14 protein-coding genes and 1 pseudogene are annotated in these 16,895 nt (G+C 34.6%); 11 read left to right on the top strand and 4 right to left on the bottom strand.

Annotated elements, in window-relative coordinates; all coding sequences use genetic code 11:
- Positions 1 to 225: 225 nt before the first annotated feature.
- A complete protein-coding gene (locus SB717_RS30450) occupies positions 226 to 1,134 on the bottom strand; it encodes a hypothetical protein (RefSeq protein ID WP_410906329.1) in 909 nt (302 codons plus the stop codon).
- A 698-nt stretch (positions 1,135 to 1,832) separates the two neighbouring features.
- Between SB717_RS30450 and SB717_RS30445 the strand changes: the two genes are divergently transcribed.
- The 8 genes and pseudogenes from SB717_RS30445 to SB717_RS30410 all read left to right on the top strand — a co-directional run.
- A complete protein-coding gene (locus tag SB717_RS30445) occupies positions 1,833 to 3,233 on the top strand; it encodes an MFS transporter (RefSeq protein WP_221790615.1) in 1,401 nt (466 codons plus the stop codon).
- A gap of 514 nt (positions 3,234 to 3,747) precedes the next feature.
- Positions 3,748 to 4,581 carry an STAS domain-containing protein gene (locus SB717_RS30440; protein WP_221790613.1) on the top strand — a complete coding sequence of 278 codons (834 nt, stop codon included), beginning with the start codon at positions 3,748 to 3,750 and terminating at the stop codon, positions 4,579 to 4,581.
- Positions 4,582 to 5,135: 554 nt separating this feature from the next.
- Positions 5,136 to 5,486 (top strand): LuxR C-terminal-related transcriptional regulator, encoded by a 351-nt coding sequence (locus SB717_RS30435; protein ID WP_410906327.1) that lies wholly within the window; start codon positions 5,136 to 5,138, stop codon positions 5,484 to 5,486.
- A gap of 753 nt (positions 5,487 to 6,239) precedes the next feature.
- Positions 6,240 to 8,135: a sigma 54-interacting transcriptional regulator gene (locus SB717_RS30430; RefSeq protein WP_410906325.1), complete on the top strand. Its 1,896-nt coding sequence runs from the start codon at positions 6,240 to 6,242 to the stop codon at positions 8,133 to 8,135.
- Between the two features lie 402 nt (positions 8,136 to 8,537).
- Complete coding sequence (locus SB717_RS30425; protein ID WP_098980376.1) at positions 8,538 to 9,380, top strand: fumarate hydratase; 843 nt, start codon at positions 8,538 to 8,540, stop codon at positions 9,378 to 9,380.
- Between the two features lie 25 nt (positions 9,381 to 9,405).
- Positions 9,406 to 9,966, top strand: a complete 561-nt coding sequence (locus SB717_RS30420; RefSeq protein ID WP_410906323.1) for a FumA C-terminus/TtdB family hydratase beta subunit — start codon at positions 9,406 to 9,408, stop codon at positions 9,964 to 9,966.
- A 418-nt stretch (positions 9,967 to 10,384) separates the two neighbouring features.
- Positions 10,385 to 11,650 carry a cation:dicarboxylate symporter family transporter gene (locus tag SB717_RS30415; protein WP_410906321.1) on the top strand — a complete coding sequence of 422 codons (1,266 nt, stop codon included), beginning with the start codon at positions 10,385 to 10,387 and terminating at the stop codon, positions 11,648 to 11,650.
- A gap of 202 nt (positions 11,651 to 11,852) precedes the next feature.
- Positions 11,853 to 12,104 (top strand): annotated as a pseudogene (locus SB717_RS30410) (DDE-type integrase/transposase/recombinase); the annotation flags it as partial.
- Between the two features lie 407 nt (positions 12,105 to 12,511).
- On the opposite strand, the gene SB717_RS30405 reads toward SB717_RS30410, so the two are convergent.
- Positions 12,512 to 13,471 carry an NAD(P)H-dependent flavin oxidoreductase gene (locus tag SB717_RS30405; protein ID WP_410906319.1) on the bottom strand — a complete coding sequence of 320 codons (960 nt, stop codon included), beginning with the start codon at positions 13,469 to 13,471 and terminating at the stop codon, positions 12,512 to 12,514.
- A 649-nt stretch (positions 13,472 to 14,120) separates the two neighbouring features.
- Here SB717_RS30405 and SB717_RS30400 point away from each other — a divergent pair.
- From SB717_RS30400 to SB717_RS30390, 3 genes are read left to right on the top strand one after another with little or no spacing between them, the layout of a single operon-like run.
- The gene (locus SB717_RS30400) at positions 14,121 to 14,417 is read left to right on the top strand and encodes a helix-turn-helix domain-containing protein (protein WP_410906317.1); all 297 of its coding nucleotides are present in this window, start codon (positions 14,121 to 14,123) and stop codon (positions 14,415 to 14,417) included.
- Positions 14,418 to 14,425: 8 nt separating this feature from the next.
- The gene (locus SB717_RS30395) at positions 14,426 to 14,830 is read left to right on the top strand and encodes an IS3 family transposase (RefSeq protein WP_410906315.1); all 405 of its coding nucleotides are present in this window, start codon (positions 14,426 to 14,428) and stop codon (positions 14,828 to 14,830) included.
- A complete protein-coding gene (locus SB717_RS30390; RefSeq protein WP_410906313.1) occupies positions 14,790 to 14,951 on the top strand; it encodes an IS3 family transposase in 162 nt (53 codons plus the stop codon). Before SB717_RS30395 ends, SB717_RS30390 begins: the two co-directional genes overlap by 41 nt.
- Before the next feature lie 180 nt (positions 14,952 to 15,131).
- Here SB717_RS30390 and SB717_RS30385 read toward each other — a convergent pair whose 3' ends face one another.
- Together SB717_RS30385 and SB717_RS30380 are read right to left on the bottom strand one after the other, a co-directional pair.
- Positions 15,132 to 16,109, bottom strand: a complete 978-nt coding sequence (locus SB717_RS30385) for an NAD(P)H-dependent flavin oxidoreductase (protein WP_410906311.1) — start codon at positions 16,107 to 16,109, stop codon at positions 15,132 to 15,134.
- A 307-nt stretch (positions 16,110 to 16,416) separates the two neighbouring features.
- On the bottom strand, positions 16,417 to 16,833 hold the full coding sequence (locus SB717_RS30380; RefSeq protein ID WP_328246857.1) for a MarR family winged helix-turn-helix transcriptional regulator: 417 nt from the start codon (positions 16,831 to 16,833) through the stop codon (positions 16,417 to 16,419).
- Positions 16,834 to 16,895: the final 62 nt, after the last annotated feature.

Below are 16,895 nucleotides of genomic sequence, written 5' to 3'. Positions count from 1 at the left end.
TTCAACTTATCTTCAAATGTATGTCTTGACATAAAAGCACCCCAATCATTAGAGTTTCTTTGTCTAACAATTGGGGTTCAGTTCATCCAAACGGTAGTTTTTTCTGTTTTTAAGCTGTATACTCTATACAAAGTTAGTTTCATAATGTGAGCCATAGGAATCAATTAAAATTTACTCTAGGGTAATATATTATTCAGAAGTGGGTCTTAATACATGATGTTATTTTTAGCTTTTACTATTAATACAATCGAGATCAACTACGCTAGGAACGCCTTCATACACAAAATTAGCGTGCTTCTGCAGTTTTTTTAGAAAAAGTAAAACCTCCGAACCATTCATTTTAGAATGAGTAAGATGAAAAACATTATCTTTCCCAATGACTAGATCATCTTCCAATAAATAGAAGGATAAATTTCGGAATACATACCAAGGATAATAAAGGGATATGAATGTTTCCTTGAAATAAATCCCATTATCGCAAATAGCAATTCCATCTGTCTTCTTTAAAGAAAACGTACGTAAAAAAGCAACAATACCTTTATTAACATGGAAATCGAAATACTTTATTACTTTCTTTTTTAACTCTGTAGATATATGTTTATCTACTAATAGGCCATTATTAGGTTCAAATGCTTCTTCATATTTTTCAAATAATGTACTTATGTTTTTCAGCTCATTATAAGTTACTGAAGAAGGTATACTATGCTGCTTCAAAAGTAATTCATACGAAAACTGTTTCAAGACATCTCTTAAAGTTGTCAAAAGCTCTATGAATAATGGAATTGGATAATTACTTCCTCCACCCAACAAAAAGACTTTCTTTTGATCAAAATATATTTCTACTTCATTTTGAACCTTGAATTGGTTTACTTCACTAAATTCAATCCATTCAATGCTACCTACTTCATTACCTACGCTTCGCCACCTTAGTCCCTTATCAGTAAAACAAACGCCTGCTTTTCCAAAGCCTAATATTGTACAGTCAAGAACTGCAATAATTTTCTCGTGCTGTGGAATTTCGAATCTCTTATCTACTTTTGACAAAATAGATAGAGGAATTTCTTCAACGTAAAAGTCGTCTTGCTGATACCGTAAACATAATTCAGTTAGATAATTAAATTTTACATCCTGCATTTAAATACTCTCCGTTCATTTCAATAAATCTTATCAAATAACAATTTTTATCTTTTACTCCATCTGAAAGTAAAAGGCTAAGTGTAATAAAAGGCATAATATATTCATTTATAATTACCACAATATCTCTTTCTAAAAACTAAATACTAAAAAGAAGCCAAATCTTATTTGATTTCGCTGCTTTTTATGAGTGAGATTTTAAGTTTTTTCTTACATATTATATTGCACAATTTTCTTAATTTCTGTTGATGTAGGGGGGCTAAATGAATTCGTTTGTTGCTGTTAATAAAGTAGTTTTTTTGTTCACCAACAAGAAAATAAAAAGATTCTTTATGGTCTCTATAAAGAGCAGCCACCCCATTACAAAACATATCAAATAATTTTGACGTTCAACTCCTCATCAGCCAATATTGGAAACGATAAGTCGTTTTAATTAGCCACTTATTTTAAATTTACAAGCATTTATTTATTAATTATTTCAATCTTTTATGGAGGATTTCCATCATTTATTTTAGCCGGATATCTTGCAAATGCTCCGGGAATATTAAAAACTAAGTTTTATACTATCCCTCGTTCTTTCAAAGCACCCTCTCTGAATGTCGCAAAAAAGTATGTTACTATTAATAACAGGGAAGTTCGGGTCGGGATTTTCCAAAGAATACACCAGGGTATCGAATCACATAGTTGGAGTTGAAGTAATGAAATTTAATAAAGAGAAAATTAACGTTGTAAATATACAACAAGTTAAGAAGAGTGTGTTTGCTACAGGCGTAGGGAACGCGATGGAATGGTTTGATTTTGCTTTATATTCTTATTTAGCAGTTATTATTAGCCAAAACTTTTTCAGTCCAGTTCAAAATGATGAATTAAAGTTAATATTCACTTTTGCTACATTTGCAATTGCCTTTTTACTTAGACCAGTAGGAGGAATTATTTTTGGTAAGATTGGTGATAAATTTGGTCGTAAAATAGTATTAACGACTACTATTTTAATGATGGCTTTATCTACTTTAATAATAGGTGTCCTTCCTACATATGACCAGATTGGTATCTGGGCTCCTATATTATTACTCTTAGCTCGTATCTTACAAGGTTTTTCTGTAGGTGGAGAATATGCTGGTGCAATGGTATATATTGCCGAGTCTTCTCCAGATAATAAACGTATAAGAGCAGGTAGTGGTTTAGAGATTGGTACATTGTCTGGTTACATACTAGCTTCTATTTTAGCTACAGTGCTTTTCTGGACGTTATCTGAGGCTCAAATGTATAGTTGGGGATGGAGAATTCCTTTCTTTTTGAGCATTCCAATAGGGTTATTCGGTTTATATTTGAGAAGTCATTTAGATGAATCACCAATTTTTGAAAATGACCTTTCTGAAAACCAAGAACAACAGCCAGGTTTAGTAGAAATCATTAAAACATGTAAGAAGGATATCGTTTTATGTATCGTATTTGTGGCATTTTTCAATATAACTAATTACTTACTGTTAGGTTATATGCCTTCTTATTTAGATAAAAATATCGGCATAAGTGATACTATAAGTACACCGATTACAGCAATTGTATTGATTATTATGGTACCTTTCGCTATCACTTTTGGTAAGCTAGGAGATAAGTTAGGAAATAAAAAAGTTATATCAATTGGATTAGCATTAGGAATTGTACTTTCAATTATTTCTTTCAAGTTTCTTAATATGGGAAGTATGCCTTTCTTATTTATAGGGCTCTTAATGTTAGGCATTGTTTTATCAGTATACGAGGGTACTATGCCAGGATCTTTACCTACGTTGTTTCATACTGACATTAGATACCGTACATTATCATGGACATTCAACATATCCGTCTCTATTTTTGGTGGTACAACGCCTTTAGTTGCTTCTTGGTTAGTTCATGTGACAGGAAATAATTTGGCGCCTGGATTCTATTTATTAGCAGTTAGTTTAATTGGTTTAATCGTTGTGTTAACGCTATTTAAGGATACTGCAGGTAAATCTTTAAAAGGTTCTTACCCAACAGTTGCTTCTAAGGCTGAGTATAAAGAGGCTGTTGAAAATCCAAAAGATTCCTTATGGTGGCACACAGAACAAACAGAGAAATAAGTCGAATTAAAAAGCATCTACTTGATTGAATGAATATTCGAGATACGGATATCAAGAAAGAATCTGTACTTTGGATTATTGTTTTACTTGCTGCTTTTTCAAGTACCCAAAATGTCTTGAAACTAAAAATAATAGATTCCAAAAAATGCATAATATCCTATATTTTGAGCAAACTACACAAGATGTGACCAAGCATTGACACATACAACTAAATTCTGCAACAGAAAAAACCTACCTCTTTTGACTGGGAAGAGATAGGTTTTTCTGTTTTTTAAGATGACTATGATATACAAACTTAGTTTAAGTAATGGATTTTATAGGAAACAACATGCTAAAAGGCTTTATTTCTTTTATGATAGGATCCTTTTTTACATAACGTCTCCTTTAGAAACTAAGTGAAAAAATTTATTTGGATGTTCTTTTCTGTCTGATAGCCCATTGTATACCGTATAATATAAGTTACTATTACCGAATGAGGAACCAATGACGTTATTGAAGGGGGGAAATGAAGAGAATGAAGGATGAATTGTTATATATAGGTAATAAAATCATCGAGAGTAAAGAAAAGTTAGCTAGGAATTTCTCTGCGCTTTTAGACTCGGAATATAATCATAAACTTATTCATCGAGAAGAAGATAAAATTTTAGAATGGCGAGCAGAAATTATTGAGTATTTAGGAGAAGCTTTATTCGAGGAGAAACCAATAGTTTCTCAAAAAGTAACTAAATGGGCTGTGGATATAGGAAAAATAGCTGTTGAAAATGGACTTTCTTTAAGTCAAATTCTAAAGTCGTTAACATTCTTTCGCACTGTTATATGGGATGTTTTTACAGAAGAGCTACAACAAAGAAAATTTGCGCCTATTACTATGCTAGATGTTAGCAAAATAATCGATCCTTTTATTGATGAAATTAATCATATATTTGTTGACATTTATGAAGCTCATAATAATGAGCAAATGAAACTTGCTTACATGGCTTTGGAGGAATTATCCGTCCCTATGGTTCCTCTTTCTAAAGGAATAGCCGTTATGCCAATCGTTGGACAAATTGATACGCATCGTGCGCAACTTATTATGGAAACGGCTTTAGAAAAAGGTGCTAAGCTACAACTGAATTATTTAATACTTGATATATCTGGTGTTCTTATCGTAGATACCATGGTAGCAAACAATATTATTGAAATTGTAAAAGCTTTACAGCTTATTGGTACCAAAGCGATGATAACAGGAATACGTCCAGAAATTGCTCAAACAATTGTTAGTTTAGGTATTGAATTAGGAACCATAAAAACTAAGGCCACATTGGAACAAGCCCTTGCAGAAATAGGTTTTAGTAAATTGGATTAATGTTGTAGAAAGAAATATTTATAGAAGAAGATTTCGACATTATTGGTATAATAGTAGTTCATTAGAGAAGTATCAGCTCTGGATGGGGCATTTAATGATTCATAGGCATTTAGAAAAGGTACAAATAATTTCTTAATCGACGATTGTAGAGAAGAACAATCGACCTTATTTTAAAAATTCACTCATCAGAAGTATAAAAAGCCTCTGAAGTTTTTATACCTATCAGAGGCTTTATTTTTACATAACAGAAACAGTTAGAGTTCTATATTATTTATTTTTCTCCTAAAATGGCTACAGGGCAAAATACCTCATAATGAATCTGTTCATTTGGTACATCCCATCTATTCAGTGCTTTCAGAGTGGCTTCCATAAACGGAATCGATCCACAGAAATAAAAAACGGCTTCTTTTGAAGGAACAATCGAATGCAACAAGTTCAAATTAAATAAAATAAAAAGGGCACTTCCTCTGCAAAGGAAGCACCCCAGTGCTACGATAAATCATCCCAACCTTATTATAGCATGGGTTGCCCTCAAAAAATAGGAGGGCCTTATCATGGATCAAAGCGAAAAACTATTAATGGGTATTGAAAATATCCTGATTATAGCGTCTGATTTAGTTGATGAAGTTGCACGACTGAAGAGTCCAGAAGAAGAATACAAAATCCTGAAAGAGAAAATATTTATGAACCAGCTTACTAAAACCGAACAAGAGGTCTTTGCTCTTGCTATTGACGGTCATTCTATTTCAGAAATACAAGACATGCTCCATAAAGAAAAGGGCACGATTAGAAATCAAAGAAGAAGTATCTTAAAGAAGTTGAATACACTATCTATGACAGAAGCTGTTCAACAGTTTCAAAATTTACATCAAGAGCCTTCACAAAAATTAATACGCACTTCTTAACCATAGAATAGCCTTTAAGGCTATAAGAGCAGGCTTAAGCCTGCTTTTTCTTTTACCTGTGCAATAGGATATTGCAAATTTGCTATCTAAGGGTTGCATAGCTGATGCAACTTTTAAACATGATGTTTATTTTCTTGAACATCGTGTTCTTTAAACCTGAACATATATGTTCACTTTTAGTAAACATACTCATCATTATGAATACTTTTCTTTTATTCGAACATTCTACTACTTAAGAAACCCTAGAATGTTTACTCTAAAATCTAAAGGTGGATCCAATATTAATGAATAATAAAGTTTATATGATTTTTCGTGAGATCTTCATTGTTTGCATTGTTCCCTTTGCTATTATCTTTCTTACCAACCTTTTAGTACAAATAAACAGTAAAAGAAATTAATTTATATTCTTCACCCACTATAAATGGATAATAAATAGCAACTTGAGCAAACTACTCAAGATGTCCCAAACATCGACTCATATAACTAAATTCTGCAACAGAAAAAACCTACCTCTTTTGACTGGGAAGAGATAGGTTTTTCTGTTTTTAAGCTGTATATGGTATACATCTTTAGTTACCATAATGTTTTTTCTAGGAATAACATTATGCCAAGTAGTGAATAGCTGTATATTTTGTATCAAGTTAATTCAATAAACTGTACGATTAAAAGTAATAACTTTAGATAATTTGACTAATATATTTAGTTGAATTAGAGTATGGATATAAAATGAGTATTGGACAGCAGGTGATGAGAGTGGAGGATATTTTAATTATTGCTCCGTATTCGGAGCTTGCAAAAGATGCGGTACGGCTTCGTAAAAAAACGGATTTTAAATTCTCACTTATTTTAGGTGAACCTGACATACCCTACCAACAACAAATTAATCCGTCAACACGTGTTGTCATTTCAAGAGGGGGTACTGCCAAATCCCTTCGAGAATTGTTAGAGCTGCCTGTCATTGATGTACCCGTTACGCCATCGGATATTTTAAAGGCTATTAGTGCTGTTATTAAATGTGGGCATAAAAAAATTGCAGTTATTACACCTACTAATATCTTATCTCAGACAAATCATACATTGGAATTGTCTGATAAAGTACAATTGATATTTGAAACTGATGTAAGTGGTCAAATTGCAGATACAGTGAAAAGGTTAATTCAAAATGAAAAAGTAGAAGCCATTATTGGAGATAGAGTTGCTACACAAATTGCTCTTCAACATCAAGTTCATGGCCATTTGCTCAAGTCCGGTGAAGAATCCTTACTTATGGCATTGGAAACAGCTATGAACGTTCTTCGGGCACAGACAAGAGAAAGAGCGCAGATCAAAGAGATGCAATCTATTCTTAATGTAATTAATGATGGAGTGCTCACGATCGATCCGAACGGTATCATTAAAGTAAATAATAATTCTGCAAAAAGAATATTCAACTTTGCCGAAGAAGACATTGTAGGCAAGAAATATTCTGATTGTTTTGAGGATCCACGTTTACTTAAACTAATAGAAGGAAAAAAGGAAGAACGTAATTTATTACATACTACAGACAATGGAAAAAAGATAGTAGTGAATCAGATACCAATCTATATAGATTCTGTCTTCCAAGGCTCCGTAGGAATATATCAAGAAATTAGTAAAATTCAAAACCTTGAATTAAATATAAGAAAACGGTTAAGTGATCGTGGTCTGATTGCTAAAAATACATTTGAAGACTTTGTAACCATGAATAGTCAAATGAAGAAAGTCATTTCGGAAGCTAGGTTATATGCTAAGTCTGAAGGGACCGTATTAATTTATGGAGAAACAGGAACAGGAAAGGAATTATTTGCCCAAAGTATTCATAATGCAAGTAATAGACATAAGGGTCCGTTTGTCTCTGTCAATTGCGCTGCACTCAATGAGAATTTACTAGAAAGCGAACTTTTTGGATATGTGGAGGGAGCGTTTACTGGGGCGCTCAAGGGAGGCAAGTCAGGTCTGTTTGAATTAGCTCATGGTGGATCTCTCTTTTTGGATGAAATCGGGGAGATTTCACCTCAATTTCAAGCGAAATTGTTGCGTGTTTTGCAGGAGAAAGAAGTAAGAAGAATCGGCGCAGATCGTATTATTCCTATTGATGTTCGGATTATATGTGCAACCAATAAATCATTATATGATTTGGTTGAGGATGGAAACTTTCGAGAAGATTTATATTATAGATTGAGTACCTTGGAATTAGATTTAATTCCTTTGCGTTATAGAAAAGAAGATATTATACCTTTGAGTGTTTCTTTTCTGAAAACAGAAATGGCACGAGAAAAACGGAATTTATCTTGGGAAAATACAGATGTTTTCTTTCCTTTGTTAGATCATGAATGGCTGGGCAATGCTAGAGAGCTTCAAAATGCTATTCATCGTTTGATTATTTGCACTCAAGAGGAAAAACTTACGCAAAATCATGTTTCACAGTTGATGGAATATATAAATAAAAGAAAGAGAAAGAGCACAACTAACAAACTTGAGGTTGAGATTTCAAGTGACATTAGAGAAATGGAAACAGAAATTTGGAGAAAACTGTTGGATGTATACAACGGAGACAAAGAAAGTTTATGTCAAACCTATAACATTAGTAAAACTACATTATGGAGAAAGCTAAATCCCCCAAAAAATTAAATTCCCAAAAGTGAAGGAGCGATTATACGCTCCTTTTTTTCTCATTAGCAATACTTATATTAACTTTTCATAATAATTCACCTGTAATTAAGAATGATTTCAAATATGAAATAAAAAATTCAATAATGAAATAATAATGAAGATAAAGGGGTAATCACGCTCCTTTTTTTATTGTTAAAAACTGCATCCTCATTTTGCTAATTGAGCTAAAAAACTTTTTTTGAGGTGTGAAAAAATCTCTTAAATTATGGATTTAACTACTGTTCTGAAAGAAACCTCTCTACTTTATAATCCCTCTATTTTTTTATTTTTTCTCTATTTTTTTGTCATCTTTGTCGTTTTGGCACAAATCTTGCAAGATTAATATCATGAAAGTTAAATATCATAAAGGATGGATGAAAAATGAGAAAGATTTCTGTAGAACAAATTCGCAATGCTGTCGCAGTACTTTGCTGGGAGGCTTGCTATAACTTGCCAGAAGATATTGTAGAAGGATTTCATAAGGCTAGGGAGACAGAACAGTCCCCTTTAGGACAATCAATTCTTGACCAGCTTATTGAAAATGCTCAGTTAGCAGCCAAAGAAGATAGACCTTACTGTCATGATACAGGACTTACTGTCGTTTTTGCTGAAGTGGGCCAAGATGTTTACATTGAAGGAGGAGATTTTGAAACTAGTATTCATGAGGGTATCCGAAAAGGTTATAAAGAAGGATATCTACGTAATTCTATTGTAGGAGATCCATTACTCAGAAAGAACACAAACGATAACACTCCCGGTGTAATACACACTAAAATCGTTTCTGGTGACCAAATCAAATTAACTGTATTGCCTAAGGGTGGTGGAAGTGAAAATATGAGTGCCATGAAATTCCTACTTCCTGGAGAAGGAGTAGAAGGGGTTAAGAAGTTTGTATTAGACACTATTGAAGCTGCGGGTGGAAGAGCATGCCCACCAATCGTTGTGGGAGTTGGTATTGGTGGGAACTTTGATAAAGTAACAGAGATAGCTAAGGAGGCAATCTTACGAGAGATTGGTGACCATCATCCTGAAGAGCATATTGCTCAATTAGAAAAAGAATTAATCGAAGATATTAATAAGACCGGCATTGGTCCCCAGGGATTAGGGGGTACAAATACTGCATTGTGGGTAGCTGCTGAAACCTATGGCTGTCATATCACTGCTCTTCCAGTAGCCGTGAATATCCAATGTCATGCTGCACGTAAAAAATCATGTGTAATCTAAATTTTTTAAAAGAGGGTGCATAATAATGGCTAAAGTATATCTACAAACACCACTTACTAATGGAGACATTTTAAAATTACATGCAGGAGATGAAGTCTTTTTAAATGGAGTTATTTATGTAGCAAGAGATGCTGCGCATAAGCGTTTTCTGGAGCGCCTTGAAAATAATCAACAACTGCCGATTGATTTACGAAACCATATCATCTTTTATGCTGGGCCAACACCACCTAAGCCTGGACAGGTCATTGGATCTATCGCCCCTACAACAGCTTCTCGTATGGACCCCTATACGCCAGCTATGTTTGAATACGGGGTCAAGGGCGTGATTGGAAAAGGACCTCGTAGTCAATCTGTTAAAGATGCATGTGAAAATGATAAAGCTATTTGTTTTTCTGCCGTTGGCGGGTTATCTGCTCTTTTAAGTGATAAGATACAATCCGCGGAGATAGTTGCCTATGAAGATCTAGGGCCAGAGGCGGTCCGTGAACTTGTTGTCAAGGATTTCCCTGTTTTAGTTGTCTATGATGCACATGGAAAGGACCTTTATGAACAAGAAATCGCTAAATATCGAACAATAGAACGATAGTAGAACACCTGTGGACTCCCTCCACTTAGCTTTGCTTGAGGTAGGGATTCTGGGGATGTCCCTTAAAATGAAGAGAAAATGACTGAGTTAATTCCTTAGTTTCAAAGGTCCATAAAAAGATTGTCGCTGGATTTGTCCTAGTAGCTTGGTTTTCGTCTATGACTCAAATGATGGTGCAAACATTTTGCGTAGCAACGCACAACCTGTCATGACCTTATCTGTTAGGTTGTTAAAGAACACGCACAGGATTCCTAGTTTGAATGCATTAAATTTAAGGGGGAAATAAAGGTCTTCAGGATGTCACCTAACTGGCATTCATCTTCCCCCTTAATATTGAGGTATGCCCTTCACGTGCCTGAGAAAAGAGACTTCTTTCAGAAGTATATTAAAGAATAAAACAAATAGGGGGATAATAGCAATGAAAAAAATAGCACTTCCTATTCAAATTTTGCTAGGGTTGATATCTGGTATCATCGTTGGATTAGTATTTTACAAACATCCTGGCGTCGATACCTACCTAAAACCAATAGGGGACATCTTTATGCATTTGATTAAAATGGTTGTAGTTCCCATTATGTTTTCAAGTGTTGTGGTTGGCATTGCTGGATTAGGTAGTGCCAAGAAGCTTGGGAAATTAGGGTTTAGAACTATTCTGTATTTTGAAGTGGCTACCACTATAGCAATTGTAATTGGGATACTATTCGCAAACATTTTTCAACCTGGTGCAGGTATTGATATGAATGCGCTTTCACAAGGGGACATATCAAATTACATGGCATCTGAACAGGAAATGGAAAAAGAGAGTCATTTGGAGTTTTTCACGAATATTGTTCCAACGAATATTGTTGACTCAATGGCAAAAGGGGATCTTTTACCTGTTATTTTCTTCGCCATTTTATTAGGTCTAAGTATCGCTGCTATGGGAGAAAAGGGGCAGCCTTTGTTGAATTTTTTCAAAACTTTTTCTGGAGCTATGTTCCATATGGTTACGTTTGTCCTTAAAGTTGCGCCATTCGGAGTTTTTGGGCTAATTGGTGTAACTATTTCCAAGTTTGGTGTAGCTTCTCTGATTCCATTAGGGAAATTAATTGTTACAGCTTATGGAGCGTACTTGGTCTTTTTTATTGTCTGCTTTGGATTAGTAGCCAAATTATTTAAAATCAATTTTATCGAATTTATCAAACTTTTAAAGGATGAATTACTTCTTGTTTTTTCTACCTCAAGTGCCGAATCTGCTCTACCACAAGTAATGAGTAAGTTAGAGAAATACGGATGCCCTAAACCCGTCGTTTCATTTGTTGTTCCAATTGGATATTCCTTCAATACGGATGGATCTTGTATATATTTGGCTATTAGTTCCCTTTTTATTGCCCAGCTTTATGGAATCGATATGTCATTAAGTGCACAAATTACATTAGTATTAATTCTTGCAGTTACTTCCAAAGGAATCTCCGGAGTAACCGGCGGTGCATTAGTAGTACTCCTCTCCTCTTTAGCAGCTGCGGGTCTACCACTTGAAGGTTTGGCTTTTATCGCAGGAATTGACTTTCTCTTAAATATGGGCCGAGCTGCTCTTAACGTATTTGGAAATGCTTTAGCAACAGTAGTTATTACGAAATGGGAGGGCCAGTTTGATCATAAAAAGAATAAGGCTTACGTCATTCGTAATGATACTGCTGTTTAGAAAAGCTAGAAGTGTTTCTGCATGAATTTGTAACTGTGATTTTTTGAATATTTTAAATATAATTATAGTACTTTTATTTGAAGTTATTGTACAACTGATTTAAATGTGTCAGTGATCCGACATCGTTAACTAGTTCAATGGAGAATTCTCATCCTAGAAATTAATTCGTCCAATGACATCTGTAAGATAATTTGAAAAGTAGGACAAGAAGATACCGGTAGGCATCCAAATAAGGCAAGTAAAATATCTCAATAACATCGTAGAACAAGATCATCGTTTTATAAAAAAACGAGTTAGACCTATGTTAGGATTGAAATCCTTTCGCACAGCTACATTCATTATTTCTGGAATAGAAGCGATGCACATCATTAAAAAAGGGCAACTTGCTTCACGGAACCAGTCTGTCCAAAATCAAGTGAAGATCATGCATCAACTATTTGGCCTTGCTGCTTAAGACCAGATTCTACTAGGAAACTTTTCGCCTCTTTATATCTTCCTAAAGTATTTGCACCAGAACCGAAAATTTTATCTATTTTTTCAATAGACTTTATGGTATATGGCAGAAAATCAGATGATATTAAAGTTTATAGAGGTTTTATGTTTTCCTTAGGCTCTCAGACTCTTCTAATGAAATTATTTAAAAGCCCCTAACAACTAATGTTAGGGGCTAACTTCAAGTGAAATCAGTATATCGCGCCCCTTGTGGCCAAAGAGTACGACCAATGATCCATTTATCATTTTACTTATAAAAAGTGTGCAACACAATTTATTACCAAGGTTAAAAGCAAAGCTTATCCAGAAAATCGGAAAGATTCCTATTTCAAGTTTATTCTTTGGTAATTGATAAGTCTAACAAGGCAATTAATTAAAATCTTGCATTAAGTCATCAATCACTGCTTTTACAGTTCTAATCTCTTTAATTGGGGTAATTCCTGTGCCGACAGTAATATAGCCATCCACTTTGTTACCCTCTAGCATACCGATACGCAGACCACCTGCTCCGCCCATTGCTTTTGCTATATCTTCACGACTGGCACCATTTTTATCCATTTCCACTAGCTTATTTGATAATTTTGTAGGTAAAGAACGATAGTAGGCTGGTAATGTACGAAACATTTGTAAGTCTTCTGCTGTGGCATCGACAATCATTTGCTTTACATCTTCAGCTGCCGGATTTTCTTTTGTCGGGATAAAGACACTGCCAGCAAATACACCTTCAGCGCCTAAAGCAAGTGCTGCACGTACGCCTCTGACATCTCCAATTCCTCCAGCTGCCACTACAGGAATAGTTACAGCATCGACAATCATTGGGATAATCGTAAATGTACCAATTACTCGTTCTGGAACGGTACCACCTTCATCAAATCCAGTTGCCACGTAAATATCGACACCAAATTCTTCTGCGGCTTTTGCATTCTCAATAGTAGGCGTAAGGGGTCTAAAAACAATCTTTATATTGTTTTCTTTCAATGGCTTAAAAATTTTCTCGTCTAATATACCATTCACAAGGACAACGGGAACTTTCTCCTCAATAACTACTTCTAGAATTGGCCATGTGTACGTTAAATCATCACTTACAATTAAGGTCGACCCAAATGGTTTATCCGTTAATGCTTTTGTTTTTTGTATTTCAGTTCTCATTCTTTCGGCAGTTACTTTGGGTGAACGAGTAACATCAACCTGACCGGCATTCGGTCCTAGAAATCCTATACCACCCGCATTACTTACTGCTGCAACAAATTCTGCATTTGTTATCCAAGACATTGGTCCCTGCATAATTGGCTTTTTAATATCTAATATTTCACATACTCTGTTAGTCATTTTGTCTGTTCTCCTCTTATGAATTTTTTGTGTGTTAAATGTGTCTCGCTAAACATACCAACAAACTTTGTAAATTTTTGAAGACTTTTTGTAGCATCACTTTCTTTATAAATATGAACGAAGTCCAAAATCGACAATTTTAGTATTGAATTTCCTATATCGACTAATCAAAACCTCCTTTATATGGGCTAATTAGTTAGCCTATTAACTATAAAACCAAAAAATAAGGTTAATCCTATCGTCTTTCAGATAAAAATAATTAACTAGTAATTATTTGCTTTGGTTTATATAGCCAATCATAAAGTCATTATGATTAGTTGAAAAGAGGGCAATATAAATGGATATAGTACATTTTTTTGTACTTTTGGACAGGACTGAGATAAATTGAAAGTTTGTACAGATGGATTTCAAAAAGAGTTTATAGATAAAAAAAGAGAGATGTACGCAATAGCATTTACTCAAAATGTTTTATATGGACGTTGGAAGTGTTTTATTCTTTGGTACTTTAAAGGAACTCCACGTCATAGTTAGGTCACTAATAATTTTAGACGGGAGAATACCTCTCAGAACTTTATTGGTGGTATGTTCCCCTTATAGTAGACAAGTAAAAGAAAGCAACCTATTCTGTCTACTATGGAGAGGATTTTTTATGGGGGAAAAGAGGAGAACATTTGACATTGGATTTAAGAAAAAAGTAGTAGACTTGTATCTTAAGGGGCGACTGGGCTGTAAAGCAGTTGAGAAAGAATTTGGGATTAATCATACAACTGTTTTACGTTCGGTTCGACATTATGAAGCCGTAGGCCTGAAAGACCTTGAGGAAAAGCGAGGAAAGTCGGAAGAGTCTAATAAAGAGAAACTTGTCTCTCATTCGGAAAGTTCAGAGACTAAGATCAAGAGATTAGAAGCTGAGAATGAAATGCTAAAAAAGCTCTTACAGATGTAAAAGGGGGAATGGGGGCAGTACCAGCCTATAAAAAATTTAAAGTCATTAACGAAATGGTAAAGGCAGAGAAAAACTTTGCGATTTGTCTATTATGTGAGATCGCAGAAGTATTAAGAAGTGGCTATTATAAGTGGTTAAAGCGACAGATCTCTACTTCTGAAAAACAACGTGAAGATGAAGAACTCAAGCAAAAAATAAAGAGATGTCATCGGAAATTCAGAGGGATTTATGGATATAGAAGAATAAAAATACGGTTAAAGGTAGTGTATGACTTACATGTAAATCATACGCGTATACAACGTTGGGTGAGGGAGATGAAAATTCAAGCAGTTATCAGGAAGAAGCGTCGCTATTACGGAAGAAAAGAAGCCTTTGTTATGTCAGATAACCATCTCAACAGAGATTTTCTTTAGTCATTTTAAATCAGAGTGTTTTCACCTTCATACTTTCCAAACAGCCAGTGAAGTGAAGGATGCAGTCCACCAATACATACATGTTTATAATCACGAACGATTTCAAAAAAAAATTAAATAACCTGAGTCCTTACCAGTATAGAACTCAGGCTGCATAGGTAGCTTTCTTAAGCCTGTCTATTTGACAGAGGGCACTCCACAATTGTCGAGGTTGCTTTTTATTTTGTTAACGATAATAAGACAAGCATAATCTAAAATTCCTGATTTCAGGTAATGTACATTATTTAGAGCTGGAACATTACTAACAATTCTTTGCTGATTCCCAAATATTTACCAAACGTTGCTTTCCTTGTTCAGCTGTAGAAATCATCTCATCAAATAATTCTTGAACCGTAGGAACATTATTAATTAGTCCGATAACCTGTCCAGCCCAACCAAATCCCTCTCCTTCATTCCCATTATAAATATATTTGCAGTTTGCCTTACCACTCACCATATGTTTTAAATCTTCATAAGTTGCCCCTTTGTGTTCACGTTCAATAATATCGCTAGTATATTTTGATTCTAAAACACGCCCAGGAGTCCCTAAAGTTTTCTTAATAATGACTGTGTCTGTCTCTTTTCCCTTCACAAGTGCTTCTTTGTATACAGGGTTTGCATGTACACACTCCTGCGTAGCAATAAATCTTGTTCCCATTTCTACCCCTTCTGCTCCAAGGGCAAATGCTGCTAATAAGCCTCTCCCATCTCCAATACCGCCACTAGCTAGTACAGGAATTGACACAGATTCAACTACACGAGGGATAAGGACCATTGTGCCAATATCATCGCGTCCTAGGTGGCCGCCTCCTTCTTGTCCTACTGCCATTATAGCATCAGCACCAAGCTCCTCAGCTTTTTGAGCTTGTCTAACCCCTGAAACGAGCACAAGAGTTTTAATGTTCTCTCCTTTTATTCGTTCAAAAACAGGCTGAGGATTCCCTCCCGTTATAGAAATAGCTGGTACTTTCTCCTCTATAGCTACTTCAAGTAATTCCTTATAATTCCCATCATGTCTTGCAATCGCAAAATTTACACCAAAGGGCTTATCAGTGAGTTTACGTACTTTACGAATTTCTTCTCGAAGCCTTTCTGGATTCCCTAAAGTGGCAGCTGTAATTTGTCCTAACCCACCAGCATTAGAGACAGCTGAAGCTAATTCAGCATAAGCTAAATAGGCTAATCCTCCTTGAATAATCGGATATTGAATTCCAAAGATTTCAGTTATTCTTGTTTTCATAAGTTTACTTCTCCTTTGTTAAATGACAGCTTATTTTAATCATCTTATGTATCTCTTTTCCAGGTACAGTACTGTCTAAAATAATAGAATTTATGTTCTTTATTAAGGTACTTTTAGAATTTCTATAATAGAAATTCTAAATATTGAAGAATGTATGTAATACCTAATATAGTAGAAGGGGAACTAATGCCTTTGTTCACCCTTTTCTTCTATAGATACAGGAATATATATTCAGTGATATTCTTTCATGTTTTAGATGTTCCTTCTTTTTCTCAGTAACCTAAAACAAAAACTAGCAAAGGAGAGACTAAAAAAGATTCTCTTCCATTTGTTTCATAAGTCTTCTTAATAATAAACGCTCCTCAGGTATAATACCTGCTAACAACTTGTCTTGTTGTTTTCTCCATCTTTCATTGACAGGTCCCTCTAGATCGCGACCTTCAGGAGTTAAATAAACTCTGCTAATTCTGCCGTCTTTTTCGTCACGTTTACGGTGAATTATTCCTTTTTGTTCAAGGGATTTAACCATATTTGTTACAGTAGGTGGTTCACATTTTAGGTGTTCACATAATTGAACTTGCGTAAGTCCATCATTTGCCCATAGTTTGCATAACAAATTATCTTGCCCAGCATGAAGATTTACGTCTTGTAACAATTGATTGTAGTTTCGACGCATTTGTCCTGATATTTTATCAAGAAGTTCTCGAATTTCATCTTCAATCATATAGATCATTCCTTATTGTAATTTAATTAGCAGACTAACTATATTACTTTCTTATTTTTTAG

The organism is Priestia sp. SIMBA_032 (assembly GCF_046535215.1).
Classification (GTDB): domain Bacteria; phylum Bacillota; class Bacilli; order Bacillales; family Bacillaceae_H; genus Priestia; species Priestia aryabhattai.
The sequence above is the reverse complement of the archived record's forward strand: the minus strand, read 5'-3'. Positions and strand labels throughout refer to the sequence as shown.